The following is a 16,984-nucleotide window of genomic DNA, read 5'->3' on the forward strand; positions in this document are numbered from 1 at the left end:
TTTTTTAAATCCTACGTTTTTATTGTAGTTTTGTCGGGATTGGATACTTATGAAAAAGAAATTACTCTTATTGGCTTGCTTAGGATTGATGGTCAGCTGCTCTGTGAAAAAAGATTCAGCAAAAAACCGGGCATTCCATAATTCAACTGCTTGGTTCAATACTTTGTTCAATGCAGAAGAAGAAATGGACAAAAAGATTGACGAATTGGAAATCAGTTATAAAGACAATTACTCCGAAATCCTTCCTGTTGATCCTCGACCTGAAATCGTTCAGCCTGAATTAAGTGAAGATTATATCGATCAAATGTCTGCAGGATTTAAAAATAAAACCGGCGGAAGTTCCAGTAAAGATGCTCCTCAGGTTACAGGATTTGATTTGGTAGAAAAAAAAGCATTGAAAGCGATTGAAAATCACTCAATGTTGATCGATGGTAGAGAGCGCAACAAAACCATGACGCGTGCTTATTTGGTACTTGGGAAGGCGAGATACAACAATGGAAAAAGTTTTGAAGCTTTAGAAGCTTTAAATTATATGCAAAATAAACTTCCATATAATAAGAAGTTCACACCTGAAGCTCGTTTGTATACTGCATTGGCCAATTTTCAAACCGGAAATTATTTTGAAGGAGAAAGGATTTTGGAGAATTTGAATAAAGATGATGGTTATAAAAAGAAATACCAAGAGAAATTTGCCAAATACTATGCAGAAAACATGATCAGAAATGGTGATTATGAAGAAGCCATCGAGTTACTTGATAAAACCATTGAGAATACAAAAAACAAAAAACGAAAAGCCAGGTATTATTTCATCGAAGGGCAATTGTATTCGTTACTCGGAATGCAAAATGAAGCTGGAGAAGCATTTACTAGAGTTTATAAAATGAAGCCGGGTTTTGAAATGGAAGTAAAATCCCAATTGGGAATTGCTGCTAATTTTGATCCGGAGAAAAATAGTTACAATTCTTACAAAGAACATTTGCTTGATGTTTCAAAAAAAGGAAATTATGTTTCGCGTAAAAACGAATTCTTCTATGCTATCGGTGACATGGCCATCAAAGAAGGAAAAGTAGAAGAAGCTCGAAAATATTTGAAGGAAAGTTTTGTAGGGCCAGCTTCTGATCCTTATGTAAGAGGAAGAGCATATGAAAGATATGCCGATTTGGAATTTGACCAAGGAAATTACGTTCATGCGTCGGCTTATTATGACAGTGCACTTTCCGTGACGCCTTACGATAAAGATATTGCCAGAATCACAGAAAGAAGTACGTCATTAAAATTTTTAATGGAGAAATATTATTTGGTGAAAAGAAACGATAGTATTTTGAAATTGGCATATATGACACAGGAAGAAAAAGACAAATTCTTTGGAGATTATATTGCCAAATTAAAAATTGAAGATGCAAAACGTCAGAAACAAATAGAAGAGGAAGCCACCATATTCCAAACCCAAACCAAAGGTGGTGGGAGTTTCGGTGGGTCGTTTGAAGGAGGCGGAAGTACTTTTTATTTTTATAATACCTCTTTAAAATCCAATGGTGTAAATGAATTCAAAAGAATATGGGGAAATGTCCGTTTGGGAGACAATTGGAGAAGTTCTACCGGAGGTGCTTTGAGCATTGAAGATCAAGAAGCAGAAATGCTGGGACAAGCTGATGCTCAAAACCCAAGACGATATGAATTGGATTTTTATTTGGAACAAATTCCAACCAAGCAAAATGAATTGAACAAATTAAAAATTGAACGGGATACGACGGAACTTTCACTCGGAATTGGTTATTATGATTTGTTTAAAAATGCAAAATCGGCAACTGAAACCCTAGAACATTTGGTGTCAACGCCTCCAAAAGAACAAGCGACAGAAGCACAAGCTTATTATCAGATCTATAGAATCAACCAAAAGGAAGAAAATTTAGCGAAAGCTGATGAATACAAAAATTTGATTTTGTCCAAATATCCAAATTCTATTTATGCGGAATATATTTTAAATCCGGAAGTAAATTTCATCACGCCGACTACAAAAGAAGCACTCGCTTATTATGAAGAAACCTATGATTTGTACAAAGCAGGGAAATATGATGAAGTGAAATCGAGGACGGTGGAAGCCGTTGAAAAATATCCTACGGAAGCCATCATTGCCAAATTCTCATTGGTCAATGCATTGGCAATCGGGAAAACTGAAGGAAGGGAAAACTTTGTTTCAGCTTTAGAGTTGATTACCGTTGCGTATCAAAATTCAGATGAAGCTAAAAAAGCGCAGGAAATTTTGGATTTATTGAACGGGGTAACCAAAAAAGAGCAGGAAACAGAAGGGGAAGAAAGCAATAAAAACCCAGAAACTAAAAGGGAGGGAGATGCCAAGCAACGACCCGGTCAAGGCAATGTTCGCGGAAATAATCCCAATTCAAATCCGAACTCAAACCCCAACCAATCCGGCACATCTCCAACTAGACCTCAGAAAAAAGAAGATGGTTCTGTGCAAAATGGTCCCGGAACTCCGGGTGACGCTGATGACGATTGATCTTTCCATTAGAAGATTATAAAAGCCCAAATTCAAAACAGTATTTGATGAGTTGAGCCGTGTTTTTGGATGCGGTTTTTTCCAACAAACTTTTGCGGTGACTGATGACCGTAAGTTGGCTGATGAATAATTTATCCGCTATTTCCTGATTGGTCAAACCCTCGGCAATCAACGCCAAAACTTCTTTTTCTCTTTTTGTAAAAACCGGAGTCTTGGAAGTAGAGGGAATGTTATTGCTCAAAATTTTCCGGATAGAAGGTGGTAGAAATTTTTTCCCTGATGAGACTTTCTCTATAGTTTCAACCAGTTCATCGGAATGCGTATTTTTCAAAAGATAGGAATCGGCACCGTTTTCCAACATTTTATGGATGATTCCGGCCTGATTGAAAGTACTCAGCGCGATGATTCCCACTTCGGGAAATCGCTGTCGGATGGTTGCGCAGAATTCAATTCCGTTTCCGTCCGGCAGATTGATGTCCAGCAAAATGATGTCGGTATCGGGATTTTGTTCCAGAAATTCGATTCCTGCATTTCCTTCGGAAGCATGTGCTACTTTTTCAACATAATTCAGATCATTGAGCATCGAACTGATTCCCTGCGCCACCACCTGATGGTCTTCAATCATGAGTATTTTCATCTAAATTAATTTTAGCATTATCCAACCGGTATTTCCACATGAACGGCGGTTCCTGATTGGCCCGAATCAATTTCCAGTTTTCCTTTCCAATAATTGACCCTGGATTTGATCCCGGTCAATCCCATGCCGCTTTCTTCTGCAATTGATTGGGAATCAAATCCTTTTCCGTTATCTTCCACGTCCAGTACCAATAAATCTTCATCTTTTCTTACCTGAACCAGAATTTCCGTCGCACCCGAATGTTTGATGACATTGTTGACCAATTCCTGAATGATCCGATAAACCGAAATATCCAATTGTTTTCCCATTCCGTTTTCTATGTGATAGGATTGATAAATGATGTTCAGTTCTTCGTTCTGAATACTTTGAAGAAATTCACCGATGGCGCCATCCAGCCCAAATTTAAGGATGCTCTCAGGCATCAGGTTGTGCGCAACTCTTCGCAATTCGCTGATGGATTCGTCCAAGAGATGAATGGATTTCTCAAACGCTGCCCCATCTTCTTCTGTGATAATCAGTTTTTTATGCATATTGTTCAAATTAATTTTTACGCCACTCAATAGACCTCCCAGCCCATCGTGAAGTTCTTTTGCCAATCGGCTTCTTTCATCTTCCTGGCCTTGTAGTAGAGCCTGAGTAGCAGAAAGCTGTTTTTCGGTTTCCAACTCGTGAATACGCTGAGCTTGTAGTTTTTGTTTGTTCTGATAATTTTTATAAGCTAAAAATCCGATGATTCCTGCCACTAAAAGAAGGCCGGCAAGCCCAAAGTTGAGGGAGTTTTTCTGTTTTATTTTTAGGGTTTGGGCTTCTTTTTCAGCATTTAAACTTCGGATTTCGGCTTCTTTGGTTTCAAACCTGTATTTCGTTTCCAAGGCGATCATCCGGTTTTTGTTTTCTTCTATTTGGATTTCTTCGCTTAGTTTTTCATGTTCCCGTATGTGGATCAAGGCATTTTTTAAATCCCCTGATTTTTCATAAGCTTCAGATGCTTTTTTATGAAAATCCGCCAATTCGTATTTGATACCCAGTTCTTTGGCAATCGGGATTCCTATTTTTAGATTTTCAATGGCTTTTTGATATTGTTTTGTATCGAGATAAATGTCTGAGAGATATAAATATCCATAAGCTTCACTTTCAGGAAAACCGAAGTTTTTTGCTTCATCCACTGCTTGATTCAGATAATAAATTCCTTGTTCAGGTTTCATTTTACCAATGATAGAACCTTTGGCTAAAAGCGCATCCACACGATCGTAATCATCCCCGATTTCTAGGATTATTTTTTCAAATTCTTCAATATATTTCAGAGCTTCAGGATAATCTTTTTTATAATAATAAAGCATGGAGAGATTGTATAAAGGAGAAATCTGCTTGGATAAATCATTCATTTCTCTTCCTAATTTCAAAGCTTCAAATCCATAAGGTTCGCCTTTGTCGTACTCTTTCATATCGAGAAACAGCGCAAATAGATTGTTGTTGGTAATCCGCTGCGTGGATTTATCCTGAATGGAATCTGCAATTTTTTTAGCCATCATATAATTTTCAGCAGCTCGTTCAAAATCGGAAAGCTTTCTCCATTCTTTTCCTAGATTGATATAAGCAATGGCTAATTCGGTTGGAATATTTAACTTTTTGTACAATAAAAGACCTTCTTGTGCAAGTTCGAGTGCTTCCTGAAATTTTCCTTGTGTGTTCAAAACACTGATGGCATGGCGTGCGTATTTGGCTTCACCTTCAAGATAATTATTTTTACGAGAAAATTCCCTGCCCAAATCATAATAAAGTAAGGCAGAATCAGGGTTTGAGCTTTGATACAAATCACCCAATTCATAATAATAAGCGGTTTTTTTACTCACTTCTTTTTCCGAATTCAGAAGAGTCTTCAAACTATCTACTGATTGTTTTTCCTGGGCAAATCCCATGGTGAAACACCCTAATAAAATCGAGAATAAAAATTTCTTTATCAAATCTGAAAATTTTGAGATTGAACCTAACTTAAAGGTTTGGAAAGCGGTGATATTCAAATATAATTAAAAAAATCAAGGACAAATTATTTTGTCCCTGATTTAAAGATTCATCAGAATTTAAAAGTTAGGCCGGCATTCAATACCGAAACGCCATAACCCAATTCTGCATAAACGCCGAACATATCGGTAAAAAACCAGCGGGCTCCCGCGAATCCGCTTACGCCAATTCCGCTGCCATAGCTTTTACCGAAATAGTCTTCGTCCAAATCTGAGGTATATTTGACAATGTTATATCCGACCATTGCTCCGGCATACAAATCCAAATCGGGAAGGTTTTCAAAACCATTGTAATGATAAGCGCCACGAACCCCGACGATGATATAATTCCATTTGGCATTATAACTGGAATCGGAATATTTATAACCGGTTGTACCAACATATCCGCCCAAACTTACCACACCCGGTCCCCCAACTTCCCAGATTCCGTGGTCAACGGAAAGACTGATGGCCGGACGAACTTTTCCGTATCCGCCCAAAGCGGTTCCGACACCCACACCTGCATTGATGGCAGTTGTTCCTTTTTGGAATGCTTGTGCTTTTGTTTCTGTATAAATAATTGAAAATAATAAGGAGAATAAAATGATAAATGATTTTTTCATGATTTTTAAATTTGATTTAGAAAAACAAGAGCGCATGAGGACGCGCGCTCTTGCTATAAAAACACTAATTAATTTGCAGCGTACAAAATATTAGGACCATTTACCCAATGAGTGTTTGTACCACCATCTGTAACTCTAAAACCTTTCCAGTCACCATTTGCAGGTGTGGTGGTGTTCCCATCTCCATTTGTGTCTCCACCATGCGTATCGTCTTTATAAGAAGTAAGGATGGCCGTAGGATCCAATTGAACGCTGCCATTGTAGGATTGAAGCCCACCTGTCGGGTATGAAAATTTTACGATTACATTGGGTTTGATATTGATTGTGGCGGTGGGAGTTCCTCCAATTAAATTAACCTGTTCATAAACATAAGGTACTTCCGTATTGTCCCAATTAACTGATAAACCGGCACTTCCACTATTTATGTCAATATAAATTCCATTGTATTTATTTTTTACCGAAGGTTCCTCAGGGTTGTGGAATACATTGCTTTGGTGTAACTGATAGTACCCCTGAAAATAAATAGGCTTTCCATTGTCGTACAAAGCGTTATTGGTAAATTTACTCACAGTTGCATCTTTCATATAAGAACTCCCATAGAACGCATAGGAACTGCTACCTGGCTGATAGAATGTATGGGCGATTCTACAATTGTCAAAAGTAAAGGCAACAGACTGTTCCCATCCGATTGATACAGCTTGACTACTTCCGCCACTGGGTTGACCGGCATAGAAAATATCTACATATTTGAATACCGAACCAATGGTTCCACGAAGATCCAAATCCACCCAATCCCCTTTTTCTGCTTGTGTCGCATTTCCATCTCCATTTGTATCGCCACAATATCGGTCATCAGCCAGAGAAGTGAAAACAATACGTTTGTCAGCCGTTCCTTCTGCCAAGATTTTTCCTTCTTCATAAATGCTGATACTTGCATTTCTGATTTTAATGATGGTTCCCGGCTTGATGGTCAGAACTGAACGCACCGATAAATCAGATCCAATCACATACACAAAACCTTCTTCCCAAACCGTAGGTTCGTTGATGGTTCCTGAAACTTCAATTACATCACAATTCGCAACCGGTTCTTCTTGGTCTTCCGGCATTCCACTGTCATCATCTGTACTTGTACAAGCCGTAAAATATAATCCGGCAAATAATAGAATTAATAATTTTTTCATCTTGAATTAATTTGATTTTTATTGATGACAAAATTATCGGCAGAACAAAAAAGGGACAATCCTTATAAATGAGGATTTTTTAAATTTAGATTATAAATCAATGAATTGGCTTCGAGAACCTCAGCAATCGAAAACAAAAAATCCCGCAAACTGCGGGATTTCTTTTGTCTAAAATCTACTATCTAAATCAATTTTCCAACCAACTCGTTTTATAACTATCATCCTCCAAATCCAATGCAGCTTGTGTCAATTTTAAAGGATGAAATGGATCTACCATCACAGCCAATTCTTCCGTTTCCTTTTGACCGACGCTTCTCTCCATCGCTCCGGGATGTGGGCCATGCGGGATTCCGCCCGGATGTAGTGTAAAATAGCCTTGTTCGATGTGGTTTCGACTCATAAAATCACCGTCAACATAATACAAAACTTCTTCCGAATCAATGTTACTATGGTTATATGGAGCCGGAACAGCGTCCGGATGATAGTCATACAAACGCGGGCAGAATGAACAAATTACAAAATTATTGCCCTCGAAATTTTGATGAATCGGAGGTGGTTGATGGATTCTTCCCGTAATCGGTTCAAAGTTATGAATGGAAAATCCATACGGATAAAAATAACCATCCCAACCTACTACATCAAATGGATGAGTTGCATATGTAATCGGATGGATCATTCCGGCTTTTTTAACCTTGATGAGGAATTCACCTTTTTCGTTTTTTGGCTCCACGTATTCGGGAACTTTGATGTCACGTTCACAAAATGGCGAATGCTCCAATAGTTGTCCGTATTTATTGCGGTAGCGTCTTGGTGTTTCGATTGGAGAAAAGGATTCCAAATAAAGAATTTTATTTTCCTCTGTATCAAATTCCATTTGGTAAATTGTTCCGCGTGGAATGATCAAATAATCTCCATATTCAAATGTAATATCACCTAGAAATGTTTTCAGTTTTCCACTTCCTTTGTGGATGAAAAGCATTTCGTCGCATTGTCCGTTTTTATAAAAATAATCGGTCATGGACTTACGCGGAGCTGCAATTCCCATGATCAAATCATTATTGAAAAACAAAGGTGTTCTGGCTTCGAGGAAATCATCCGTCGGTTTGGCTTTGAACCCTTGAACCAATCTCGGTGTGATGTTTTTCTCTATGGCAGCCTTTGGACTTACGTCATAAGGTTCGTCAAAACGAATCATCTGCGTAGGTCGGTGGATGTGGTAAAGTAAAGAAGAAACCCCAGAAAACCCTTCTGTTCCAAACAATTGTTCGTAGCGGTGTTTCCCATTTTCATCTTTGAAAACCACGTGTCTTTTTTTTGGAATATCCCCTAATTTATGGTATCTCATTTCAGTTTGCTTTGTTTGGCTAAAAATACGCAAACTTTGAAAGATAAAAAAAGGATGTCCAATTTTTTGATCGATAGAAAATTACCTTTTAAGTATCCATTAAATAATTAGATGAAATTTAGACTGGCTCTAATTAAAACCAAAGTTTCAATTTATCCCAAAATCCCATTTTACGCTGAACCCGATTCATTTCATTGACCAACATCGTATGAAAATCTTTATTGAAATTCATTTTTTGAGCTAATTGATAGGTGCGAAAAGCTTGTGCATAATTTTGTTGATGTTCCGCGATTTTTCCTTTTTGGTAAAATAAGGTCGCTTTATCGGCGCCGGGAACCAGAAGACCTTCTTCAATGATTTTTAAGGCTTCCTCCAAATCTCCAAATTCAATCAACAAATAACCATAATTGACAAAGACAACCGGATAAGTACCTTTGCAAAATTTAATGGCCAATTCATAATGGCGTTTGGCGCGTTTGAAATCTTTGATTTTGGTTTCGTAAATCCAACCCAAATGATTATGTGCACGACCATAACCCGGATCGATGAGTAGAATTTCTTCCAAAAGTGCTTTGGCAACGGAAATATCCCGATCATCGATGGCTTTGCCAACCTCCAAAAAAAGATTCTCTACGTCTTGCATTTCACAAATTTATACTTTTTCCATATACGCCATATAAAATCCATCAAATCCACTCTGAGAAGGCAATATTTGTTTTTCTCTAACCAATTTAAATTCCGGATGGTTTTTTAAGAATTTCTCTACTTGAAGCTGATTTTCACTTGGCAGAATAGAACAAGTCGCATACACCATCGCACCGCCCGATTTGACCATTTTACAATAATCATTCAAGATTTTTTCTTGTTCTTTTTGTATCGACTCTATAAAATCCAAACTCAATTTCCATTTGGCATCAGGATTCCGGCTGATGACACCGAGTCCGCTACAAGGCGCATCTATGAGCAATCGGTCGGCAGTTCCTTCCAGTTTTTTTATCACTTTGGTCGAATCAATTACTTTGGTTTGGATGTTTTGCGCTCCGGCGCGTTTGGCGCGTTTTTTCAATTCGAGTAATTTCCATTCGTGAATGTCGAGCGAATAAATCTGTCCCTTATTTTCCATCAAAGCAGCGAGATGTAAGGTTTTTCCGCCCGCACCTGCACAAGCATCCACTACACGCATTCCGGGTTTTACGTTCAGATACGGAGAAATCAATTGTGATCCGGCATCTTGGATTTCAAAAAATCCGTCTTTAAAAGAATGCGTTCGGAAAACATTCGTTTTCTCTTTCAATTGTAAAGCATCCGGAAACTTTGATAAAACTTCTGTATCAATTCTTTCTTGCCGTAATTCATTTTTCAGACCTTTTCGGTCAATCTTTAGGGTATTTACACGAAGTACAGTTGGTGCAGGAATATTCATCGCTTCCACTTCTTTTTTCCATTGGTTGCCCAATTCTTTTTCGCCCAAATCATGCATCCACTGCGGAATCGACTCCCGTACCGCAAAATTTTTATCGGTCGCCGCATGATTTCGTTTCAAAATTTCTTTCGGACTCAATTTTTTAAATTCATCCCAAAAAGGTAATTTTTCATCTTGCAACACAAACCAAGTTCCCACAAACTCCCATAGATTGTCTTCCGCCACATCTTTTCCCATCGAAGCCTCGATCATCCGCTTCCATCGCACCGTATCATAGACCGTTTCAGCGATGAAGCCACGGTCTTTGCTGCCCCATTTCGGATTGGATTTTAAGGTTCTTTCCAGTTCCCGGTCCGCATATTTGTTATGAAAAAAAACTTGGTTCAAGGTATCGGTGATCCCGATGAACAGATTTTTATAAGGAAGAAGTTTCATCAATTCGATTTAGACTGCAAAACTACGATTTAATGAAGAATTTCGAAGCATTTTTGAAGCCAATCCGGCTGTCTGTTCTATCTTTTTCCGTTTTCTCGTTTTTTGCTGCTTGGAAAAAGGAGTTCACTATCGTTCCACTCTTTTTCCAAGGCAAAAAATCTCGCCTCCGGAAAAAGGATGCCACTGCCATCCGGGCTATTAAAAAAAAGCTAAATATTTAAAACGTTAAAATTTAGTTTGTTTTTATGCCTAAATTGCTTTCAGTAATCAATCCTTAGCTAATAATTTACGCCTAGATCATTATAGGTTTTGATTTTATTTAAGCATTAAAGATTGATTTAAGCTTATCCAAAACCTTTAAGAAGTTTCAAGAACATTATTGAAATGAAAAAATAAATTCAAACTAAAAAACATAAAATGAAAGCATTAGTAAACAAAGTAGCCATTGTCACAGGTGGCGTTTCCGGAATAGGAAGAGCATGTGTAGAATTATTTGTAAAAGAAGGAGCAAAGGTCGTGGTGACGGATTTAAACGAAACTTTGGGCAATGAAATAGAAAAAGAATTTTCCGGTGATATTTTATTTATCAAAGCAGATGCTTCATCTCCTGAAGACAATCAAAAGGTGGTAGAAAAAACGGTAGAGAAATTTGGTGCTTTGCATATTGCGGTCAACAATGCCGGTATAGGTGGGGAAGCCAATAAAGTAGCAGATCTTTCTTTAGAAGGTTGGGAAAAAGTAATTAATATCAATTTGAATGGCGTATTTTATGGCATGCACTATCAAATACCTGAAATCAAAAAAGTAGGAGGTAGCATCATCAATATGGCGTCGATCTTAGGTGCGGTTGGATTTGCCAATTCTTCTGCTTATGCAGCTGCTAAACATGGTGTTTTGGGTTTGACACAAACTGCTGCATGGGAATACGCAACTGAAAACGTACGCATCAACGCTGTAGGGCCGGGATTTATTCTAACGCCCTTGATCGAAAATGAATTATCTTCAGAAACTTTGAAATATTTAGAAACCCAACATGCTTTTCAACGTTTAGGAAAAGCAGAAGAAGTTGCTGAATTGGTGCTTTGGTTAGCATCTGAAAAATCCTCTTTTGCAACCGGAACTTATTATCCGATTGACGGTGGTTATTTGGCGAAATAATTTTTCGATTCAAAATTTGAAAGGAACAAACATAATCTTTGGTTTTCTTTCCGAGAGAATCAAAGTTTATTTTTTTAATTTTGCCACAGTTTTCTATCAGATGTACAAAATCTTCATTCGCCCATTATTGTTTTTATTTGACCCTGAACAAGTACATCATTTTACTTTTACTTTTTTAAAATGGAGTTGCAAAATTCCATTGGTCTCCCAAATTTTGAGAAGTTGTTTTGTCGTGAAAAATGAAAAATTGGAACGCGAAGTTTTTGGGTTGAAATTTCCAAATCCAGTCGGATTGGCTGCCGGATTTGACAAAGATGCCAAATTGTACAAAGAACTCACCCATTTGGGGTTTGGATTCATCGAAATCGGAACCGTTACACCCAAATCCCAACCTGGAAACGAAAAACCGAGATTGTTTCGACTGAAAAAAGACAAAGGCATCATCAACCGCATGGGTTTTAACAACCATGGCGCTTGGGAAGCGGCCAAACGATTGAGAAAGAACCAAAAGGTTTTGATCGGTGGAAACATCGGGAAAAATAAACTGACGCCAAACGATCAGGCGATTCATGATTATGAACTCTGTTTTGATGCGCTTTACAGTGTGGTCGATTATTTTGTGGTCAATGTCAGCAGTCCCAACACGCCGAATTTACGTGAATTGCAAGAAAAAGAACCCTTGACCGATTTGCTTTTGGCATTGCAAAAGAAAAATGAATCGAAACCGAAAATTCGTCCCATTTTATTGAAAATTGCCCCGGATTTGACCGACGAACAATTATGGGACATCATCGACATCGTGAAAACCACAAAAATTTCTGGCGTTATTGCAACAAATACAACGATTTCAAGAGAAAATTTAGACTCAAAAAATCAAAAAGAAACAGGTGGTTTAAGTGGAAAACCATTGACCAAACGTTCTACCGAAGTCATCCGATTTCTTTCAGAAAAAAGTAACAATGCTTTTCCAATCATCGGTGTCGGTGGCATTCATTCGGCTGAAGATGCAATTGAAAAATTGAGTGCCGGTGCGAGTTTGGTTCAGATTTATACCGGATTTATTTATGAAGGACCGGGTTTAGTCAAAAAAATAAACCGAAAAATTCTGGATTCTCAATCCAAATAAGTGGTGATATAGCTGTCTATGATGGTTTGAAGTTCCGTGTAGGCTTCTACGCTCCAATCATTTCCATGACTTCCTTCGTAAATGCGTAAATCGTTTTGGATTCCATTTTGATCCAATTTTAACTTCATATTCTCCCCATTTTCTTCCGGAACAAGTGGATCGACCGTTCCATAAAACATACAAGTTGGCGAAGTCATATTTCCTACATGCGTAATCGGGCTCAATTCAGTTAAAAAATCGGTTCCGGCCGGATAAGCATTTTGATCCACCAATTGATTCAAATGTTCTTCGATTGGGAAATTATCCACATAAAAAGGATCGTTAAAATCGGTGGGACCGACGATGTCAGCCACAAACACGACTTGATTTCCGTTGTCAAATTTGCTATCGTGCATCATCGCCAAATGTGCTCCCGCACTGGTCCCAATCATCCCAAAAGTCGGATTTATCTGCAGTTCTTCCCTTTCAGAAGTCAGTTTTTGAACGATGGCTTGGATGTCGTTAAATTGATTGGGGAATGCAAAATGTGTTTCGTCTGCCAATACATAATTCACATTGACAATGGCTTTATCAGGGTGATTGGCTTGGATATACTGCACAAACGCAATCATATCGTTTTTATCTCCACCGGTCCATCCGCCGCCATGAATTAAAAAAACCAGTTTTGTGTCAGAAGTATTTCGGTTAGCCGGTAAATACAAATCATAAACCTGCTGCGGATTTGAGCCATAAGCAACATTCATCCGTGTTTCGGCTTCGAGTGACGGATTTTCAGAACCTCCTTCGTCGTCATTACTGGAACAAGAAGAAATTGAAAGTAAAAGAAAACTATAAAATAAGATTTGAAATTTTTTCATCGGAATTGATTTCAATTAAAACGAAAACTAAAGAGAAATATTTTTTAGAACCTGTGTAGCCGATGCCTGGGCTTTCGGTAAAATTGTAATGTCAGCGAGTTGTACGTGTTCCGGCTGCATCAAAGCAAAATAGATCGTTTCCGCTAAATCTTCCGGCTTCAATGGTTGATAACCCGAATAAACCGTTTTGGATCGATCTTCATCACCTTTGAACCGAACTATGGAAAATTCGGTCTCGACCAATCCGGGCGCAATGTTCGTGACTTTGATTCCATCGTTCAACAAATCCATCCGCATTCCTTTGCTCAATGCTTCGACTGCGAATTTGGATGCGCAATACGTCGTTCCGTTGGGGTAGACTTCTTTTCCGGCGATGGAAGAGAGATTCACGATATGTCCTGAATTTTTGGTCAAAAACGGCAAAACCGCTTTGGTGACATAAATGATGCCCAGCGTATTTCCCAGGATCATCGCTTCCAGATCTTCTAAATCAGCATCCTGAAAACTCGCCAATCCATGCGCATTTCCAGCGTTGTTGATGAGGATATCGATTTGTCTGAAGTTTTCCGATAAACTTTGAATAGCATTAAAAACTTCATGTTTTTTCCGGACATCAAAGTTCAACGTCGTGATTTCGGTAATTTTTTCCAATTCGGATTTCAATTCATCCAATTTCTCTTGTCTTCTTCCACAGAGTATCAGACGAAAGTCTTTGGCCAATTTCTTTGCAGTAGCTTTTCCGATTCCTGAAGTGGCTCCGGTAATCAATACGGTTTTCATATTTTTAAAATTTCATTTCCAAATGTATAGCGTTTTTAGGCTTTCTTTCCTATTTTTGAGAGATAACCTTATGAAATGCAAAAAAATTACTTTCTCTCACTGATTTTTTTCCCCCTAATTTTATTGGCCCAAAATTACCATCAATATGTCAATCCTTTCATAGGAACAGGAGGCCATGGACATACTTTTCCTGGTGCGACTTTGCCGTTTGGGATGGTACAGCTCTCACCCGATACGCGCATTGATGGAAGTTGGGATGGATGCAGCGGTTATCATTATTCTGATAATTTGATTTATGGTTTTTCACATACACATCTAAGCGGAACGGGAGTTTCAGACTATGGCGATATTTTATTGATGCCTACGATGGGCGTAGAATCTTTTGTTCCAACGGAATATTCGTCTCGATTTAGCCATGTAAATGAAAAAGCATCGGCCGGATTTTACAGCGTTCATTTGGACAAATACGATGTGGATGTTGAATTGACGACTTCAACACGTGTTGGGTTTCATAAATACAAATTCAACAAAGAAGGAAAAGCCAATATCATTTTGGATTTGAACCACCGAGATAAATTATTGGACGGAAAAATTAAAATTATTGATAACAAAACAATTGAAGTTTACCGTAAAAGTGAATCTTGGGCTACCAACCAACAGATTTGGGCGAGAATTGAGTTTAACCAATCGATGAGTTTCGGGAAGGTACAATCGCATCAAAACTGGGAAAACCTGAATTATGCGAGTAAAATCATCGACAATGGATTGATCATTTCTAGAAATGTAAAAGAAGGCGATGAACTTATGGTAAAAGTTTCGCTGTCCTTTACGGGTTTTGAAGGCGCTAGATTAAATACTATGGAGATCAAAGACTGGGATTTTCAAAAGGTTAAAACCAAAGCTGAGGAAATTTGGAACAAAGAATTATCCAAAATAGAAGTAAAATCCACCGACAAAAATAAATTGACCATTTTTTATACAGCGCTTTACCATACGATGCTCCAGCCCAATGTTGCTCAGGATTTGGATGGAAAATACATGGGGCGGGATTTCAAAGTTCATCAAGCGAAGGATTTTGAATACTTCACGGTTTTCTCGCTTTGGGATACATTCCGAGCGGCGCATCCGCTTTATACTTTGATCCAAAAAAGACGTACGGTGGATTTTATCAAAACATTTATCAGACAATATGAAGAGGGTGGAAGGCTTCCTGTTTGGGAATTGGCTGCGAATGAGACTGATTGCATGATCGGCTATCATTCGGTTTCAGTGATTGCAGATGCGATGATGAAAGGATTTGAATTTGATTATGAAAAAGTATATGAAGCTTCCAAACATTCTGCAATGTTGAATCATTTGGGATTAGAAGCTTATAAAAAGAATGGATTTATTTCTATCGATGATGAACATGAAAGCGTTTCGAAAACGGTCGAATATGCGTATGACGATTGGTGTATAGCTCAAATGGCGTTAAAACTTCAAAAAATGGAAGATTACCATTATTTTATGGAACGCTCGCAGAGTTGGAAAAATCTTTTTGATCCGGAAACGAAATTATTTCGACCCAAAAAAAACGGTGCTTGGTTGACGCCTTTTGATGGGCGAGAGGTAAACAATCATTTTACGGAAGGAAACAGCTGGCATTATTCATTTTTTGCTCCGCATGATATTTATGGACTGATTCAATTTCACGGAGGAAATAAAAATTTTGAAAAGAAATTGGATGAATTGTTCAAACTTCCAACGCAAACTACCGGCCGAAATCAAGTGGATATTACGGGATTAATCGGCCAATATGCGCATGGAAATGAACCGAGCCATCATGTGGCTTATTTGTACAATTATGTAGGGAAACCGGAAAAAACCAAACAAAGAGTGCATCAAATTCTCGATACTTTTTATACCAACTCGCCCGATGGATTGATTGGGAATGAAGATTGTGGACAGATGAGCGCTTGGTATATTTTAAGTACGATGGGGATTTATGCCGTAACGCCGGGTGAAATAGGCTGGCAAACGACAACACCTTATTTCGATGAAATCAAAATCAATTTTGAGGATGGAACGTCTCAAATTATTACAAAAAATACTTCAAAGGTAGATTTGCATAATTTGGGATTTGGAAATGTCCAGAAGTTGATTCAAAAAGACCCACAACCGATCGTTCCGGTTCCTTATTTTCAATATAAAAATCGCTCATTTGCTGATGAAATGATCGTGGAAATCAAATCGTTGAATCCTGAGGATACGATTTATTTCATTAATTATATTGATGGAGTAACTTATAAATTGGGCTATACTTTATATTCAAATCCTGTATCCATTTACGCTACATCGGAACTTTCATCGTATATTGAAAGAGACGGCGTAAAAAGTAAAATCGTTTCCGCACAGTTTTACAAACGTCCTCATGATTATTCGATTCAAATCAAATCAAAAGTGCATCCGTTGTATACGGCCGATGCGCCGGAAGCTTTGCTTGATGGAATTCAAGGAACGGAGAATTGGCGGAAAGGGGATTGGCAAGGTTATCAGGGGACGGATTTTGAAGCGGTAATCGATTTGAAAAAAATGACCGAAATTTCTTTTGTTTCTGCCAACTTTTTACAGGATGCGCGTCCCTGGATTCTGATGCCGAAAAGTATGAAAGTTTATACTTCAACAGATGGAAAGAATTTCCAATTATTGGGTGAAATCGAAACTTCGGTAAAACCGGAAGATGAAAAACTCCAAATCGAAACGCTGAAAGTGGATGGGAAAACGACGGCAAGATATATAAAAGTTATTGCCGAAAATTATGGGGAGCTTCCGGAATCACACATCAGCGCAGGAGAACCTGCTTATATTTTTGTGGATGAGATTTTGGTTGAATAATAATTTGAGTTTAGGTGTATGGCGTAA

At 38.2% G+C, this 16,984-nt stretch carries 13 protein-coding genes; 4 read left to right on the top strand and 9 right to left on the bottom strand.

All coding sequences use genetic code 11. The features are described 5' to 3' along the window. Positions 1-49 precede the first annotated feature (49 nt). The gene (porW, locus tag HU137_RS10115; RefSeq protein WP_182043730.1) at positions 50-2,518 is read left to right on the top strand and encodes a type IX secretion system periplasmic lipoprotein PorW/SprE; all 2,469 of its coding nucleotides are present in this window, start codon (positions 50-52) and stop codon (positions 2,516-2,518) included. 16 nt (positions 2,519-2,534) lie between these two features. On the opposite strand, the gene HU137_RS10120 is transcribed toward porW, so the two are convergent. From HU137_RS10120 to HU137_RS10150, 7 genes are all read right to left on the bottom strand, one after another. After that, a complete protein-coding gene (locus HU137_RS10120; RefSeq protein ID WP_182043731.1) occupies positions 2,535-3,155 on the bottom strand; it encodes a response regulator in 621 nt (206 codons plus the stop codon). Between the two features lie 17 nt (positions 3,156-3,172). Beyond that, positions 3,173-5,119, bottom strand: coding sequence for a tetratricopeptide repeat-containing sensor histidine kinase (locus HU137_RS10125; protein ID WP_182043732.1), 1,947 nt, complete (start codon positions 5,117-5,119; stop codon positions 3,173-3,175). Positions 5,120-5,229: 110 nt separating this feature from the next. Then, positions 5,230-5,778, bottom strand: a complete 549-nt coding sequence (locus HU137_RS10130; protein ID WP_182043733.1) for a hypothetical protein — start codon at positions 5,776-5,778, stop codon at positions 5,230-5,232. A gap of 68 nt (positions 5,779-5,846) precedes the next feature. Continuing rightward, positions 5,847-6,959, bottom strand: a complete 1,113-nt coding sequence (locus HU137_RS10135; protein WP_182043734.1) for a hypothetical protein — start codon at positions 6,957-6,959, stop codon at positions 5,847-5,849. Positions 6,960-7,146: 187 nt separating this feature from the next. Beyond that, entirely contained in the window at positions 7,147-8,304 is a 1,158-nt protein-coding gene (locus HU137_RS10140) for a homogentisate 1,2-dioxygenase (RefSeq protein WP_182043735.1), read from the bottom strand. Between the two features lie 133 nt (positions 8,305-8,437). Next, positions 8,438-8,947 carry a tetratricopeptide repeat protein gene (locus HU137_RS10145; protein ID WP_182043736.1) on the bottom strand — a complete coding sequence of 170 codons (510 nt, stop codon included), beginning with the start codon at positions 8,945-8,947 and terminating at the stop codon, positions 8,438-8,440. Positions 8,948-8,956: 9 nt separating this feature from the next. Continuing rightward, complete coding sequence (locus tag HU137_RS10150; RefSeq protein ID WP_182043737.1) at positions 8,957-10,162, bottom strand: RsmB/NOP family class I SAM-dependent RNA methyltransferase; 1,206 nt, start codon at positions 10,160-10,162, stop codon at positions 8,957-8,959. A gap of 417 nt (positions 10,163-10,579) precedes the next feature. Between HU137_RS10150 and HU137_RS10155 the strand changes: the two genes are divergently transcribed. Continuing rightward, positions 10,580-11,320, top strand: coding sequence for an SDR family NAD(P)-dependent oxidoreductase (locus tag HU137_RS10155; RefSeq protein WP_182043738.1), 741 nt, complete (start codon positions 10,580-10,582; stop codon positions 11,318-11,320). A 100-nt stretch (positions 11,321-11,420) separates the two neighbouring features. Further along, positions 11,421-12,446, top strand: a complete 1,026-nt coding sequence (locus HU137_RS10160) for a quinone-dependent dihydroorotate dehydrogenase (protein WP_182043739.1) — start codon at positions 11,421-11,423, stop codon at positions 12,444-12,446. Here the strand turns inward: HU137_RS10160 and HU137_RS10165 are convergent. After that, on the bottom strand, positions 12,434-13,303 hold the full coding sequence (locus HU137_RS10165) for an alpha/beta hydrolase (protein WP_182043740.1): 870 nt from the start codon (positions 13,301-13,303) through the stop codon (positions 12,434-12,436). The two genes, HU137_RS10160 and HU137_RS10165, sit on opposite strands and share 13 nt — an antisense overlap. Positions 13,304-13,330: 27 nt before the next feature. Continuing rightward, the gene (locus tag HU137_RS10170; protein ID WP_182043741.1) at positions 13,331-14,083 is read right to left on the bottom strand and encodes an SDR family NAD(P)-dependent oxidoreductase; all 753 of its coding nucleotides are present in this window, start codon (positions 14,081-14,083) and stop codon (positions 13,331-13,333) included. 75 nt (positions 14,084-14,158) lie between these two features. On the opposite strand from HU137_RS10170, the gene HU137_RS10175 reads away from it, so the two are divergent. Next, positions 14,159-16,957 carry a GH92 family glycosyl hydrolase gene (locus HU137_RS10175; RefSeq protein WP_182043742.1) on the top strand — a complete coding sequence of 933 codons (2,799 nt, stop codon included), beginning with the start codon at positions 14,159-14,161 and terminating at the stop codon, positions 16,955-16,957. Positions 16,958-16,984 lie beyond the last annotated feature (27 nt).

It is taken from the genome of Moheibacter lacus (genome assembly GCF_014042165.1).
Classification (GTDB): domain Bacteria; phylum Bacteroidota; class Bacteroidia; order Flavobacteriales; family Weeksellaceae; genus Moheibacter; species Moheibacter lacus.

What these genes read in the sequence shown, in the direction of transcription:
- HU137_RS10120 (WP_182043731.1), bottom strand. Translation starts at nt 3,155, where the DNA reads ATGAAAATACTCATGATTGAAGACCATCAGGTGGTGGCGCAGGGAATC.
- HU137_RS10160 (WP_182043739.1), top strand. Translation starts at nt 11,421, where the DNA reads ATGTACAAAATCTTCATTCGCCCATTATTGTTTTTATTTGACCCTGAA.
- HU137_RS10175 (WP_182043742.1), top strand. Translation starts at nt 14,159, where the DNA reads ATGCAAAAAAATTACTTTCTCTCACTGATTTTTTTCCCCCTAATTTTA.
- HU137_RS10130 (WP_182043733.1), bottom strand. Translation starts at nt 5,778, where the DNA reads ATGAAAAAATCATTTATCATTTTATTCTCCTTATTATTTTCAATTATT.
- HU137_RS10155 (WP_182043738.1), top strand. Translation starts at nt 10,580, where the DNA reads ATGAAAGCATTAGTAAACAAAGTAGCCATTGTCACAGGTGGCGTTTCC.
- HU137_RS10165 (WP_182043740.1), bottom strand. Translation starts at nt 13,303, where the DNA reads ATGAAAAAATTTCAAATCTTATTTTATAGTTTTCTTTTACTTTCAATT.
- HU137_RS10150 (WP_182043737.1), bottom strand. Translation starts at nt 10,162, where the DNA reads ATGAAACTTCTTCCTTATAAAAATCTGTTCATCGGGATCACCGATACC.
- HU137_RS10170 (WP_182043741.1), bottom strand. Translation starts at nt 14,083, where the DNA reads ATGAAAACCGTATTGATTACCGGAGCCACTTCAGGAATCGGAAAAGCT.
- HU137_RS10140 (WP_182043735.1), bottom strand. Translation starts at nt 8,304, where the DNA reads ATGAGATACCATAAATTAGGGGATATTCCAAAAAAAAGACACGTGGTT.
- HU137_RS10135 (WP_182043734.1), bottom strand. Translation starts at nt 6,959, where the DNA reads ATGAAAAAATTATTAATTCTATTATTTGCCGGATTATATTTTACGGCT.
- porW (WP_182043730.1), top strand. Translation starts at nt 50, where the DNA reads ATGAAAAAGAAATTACTCTTATTGGCTTGCTTAGGATTGATGGTCAGC.
- HU137_RS10145 (WP_182043736.1), bottom strand. Translation starts at nt 8,947, where the DNA reads ATGCAAGACGTAGAGAATCTTTTTTTGGAGGTTGGCAAAGCCATCGAT.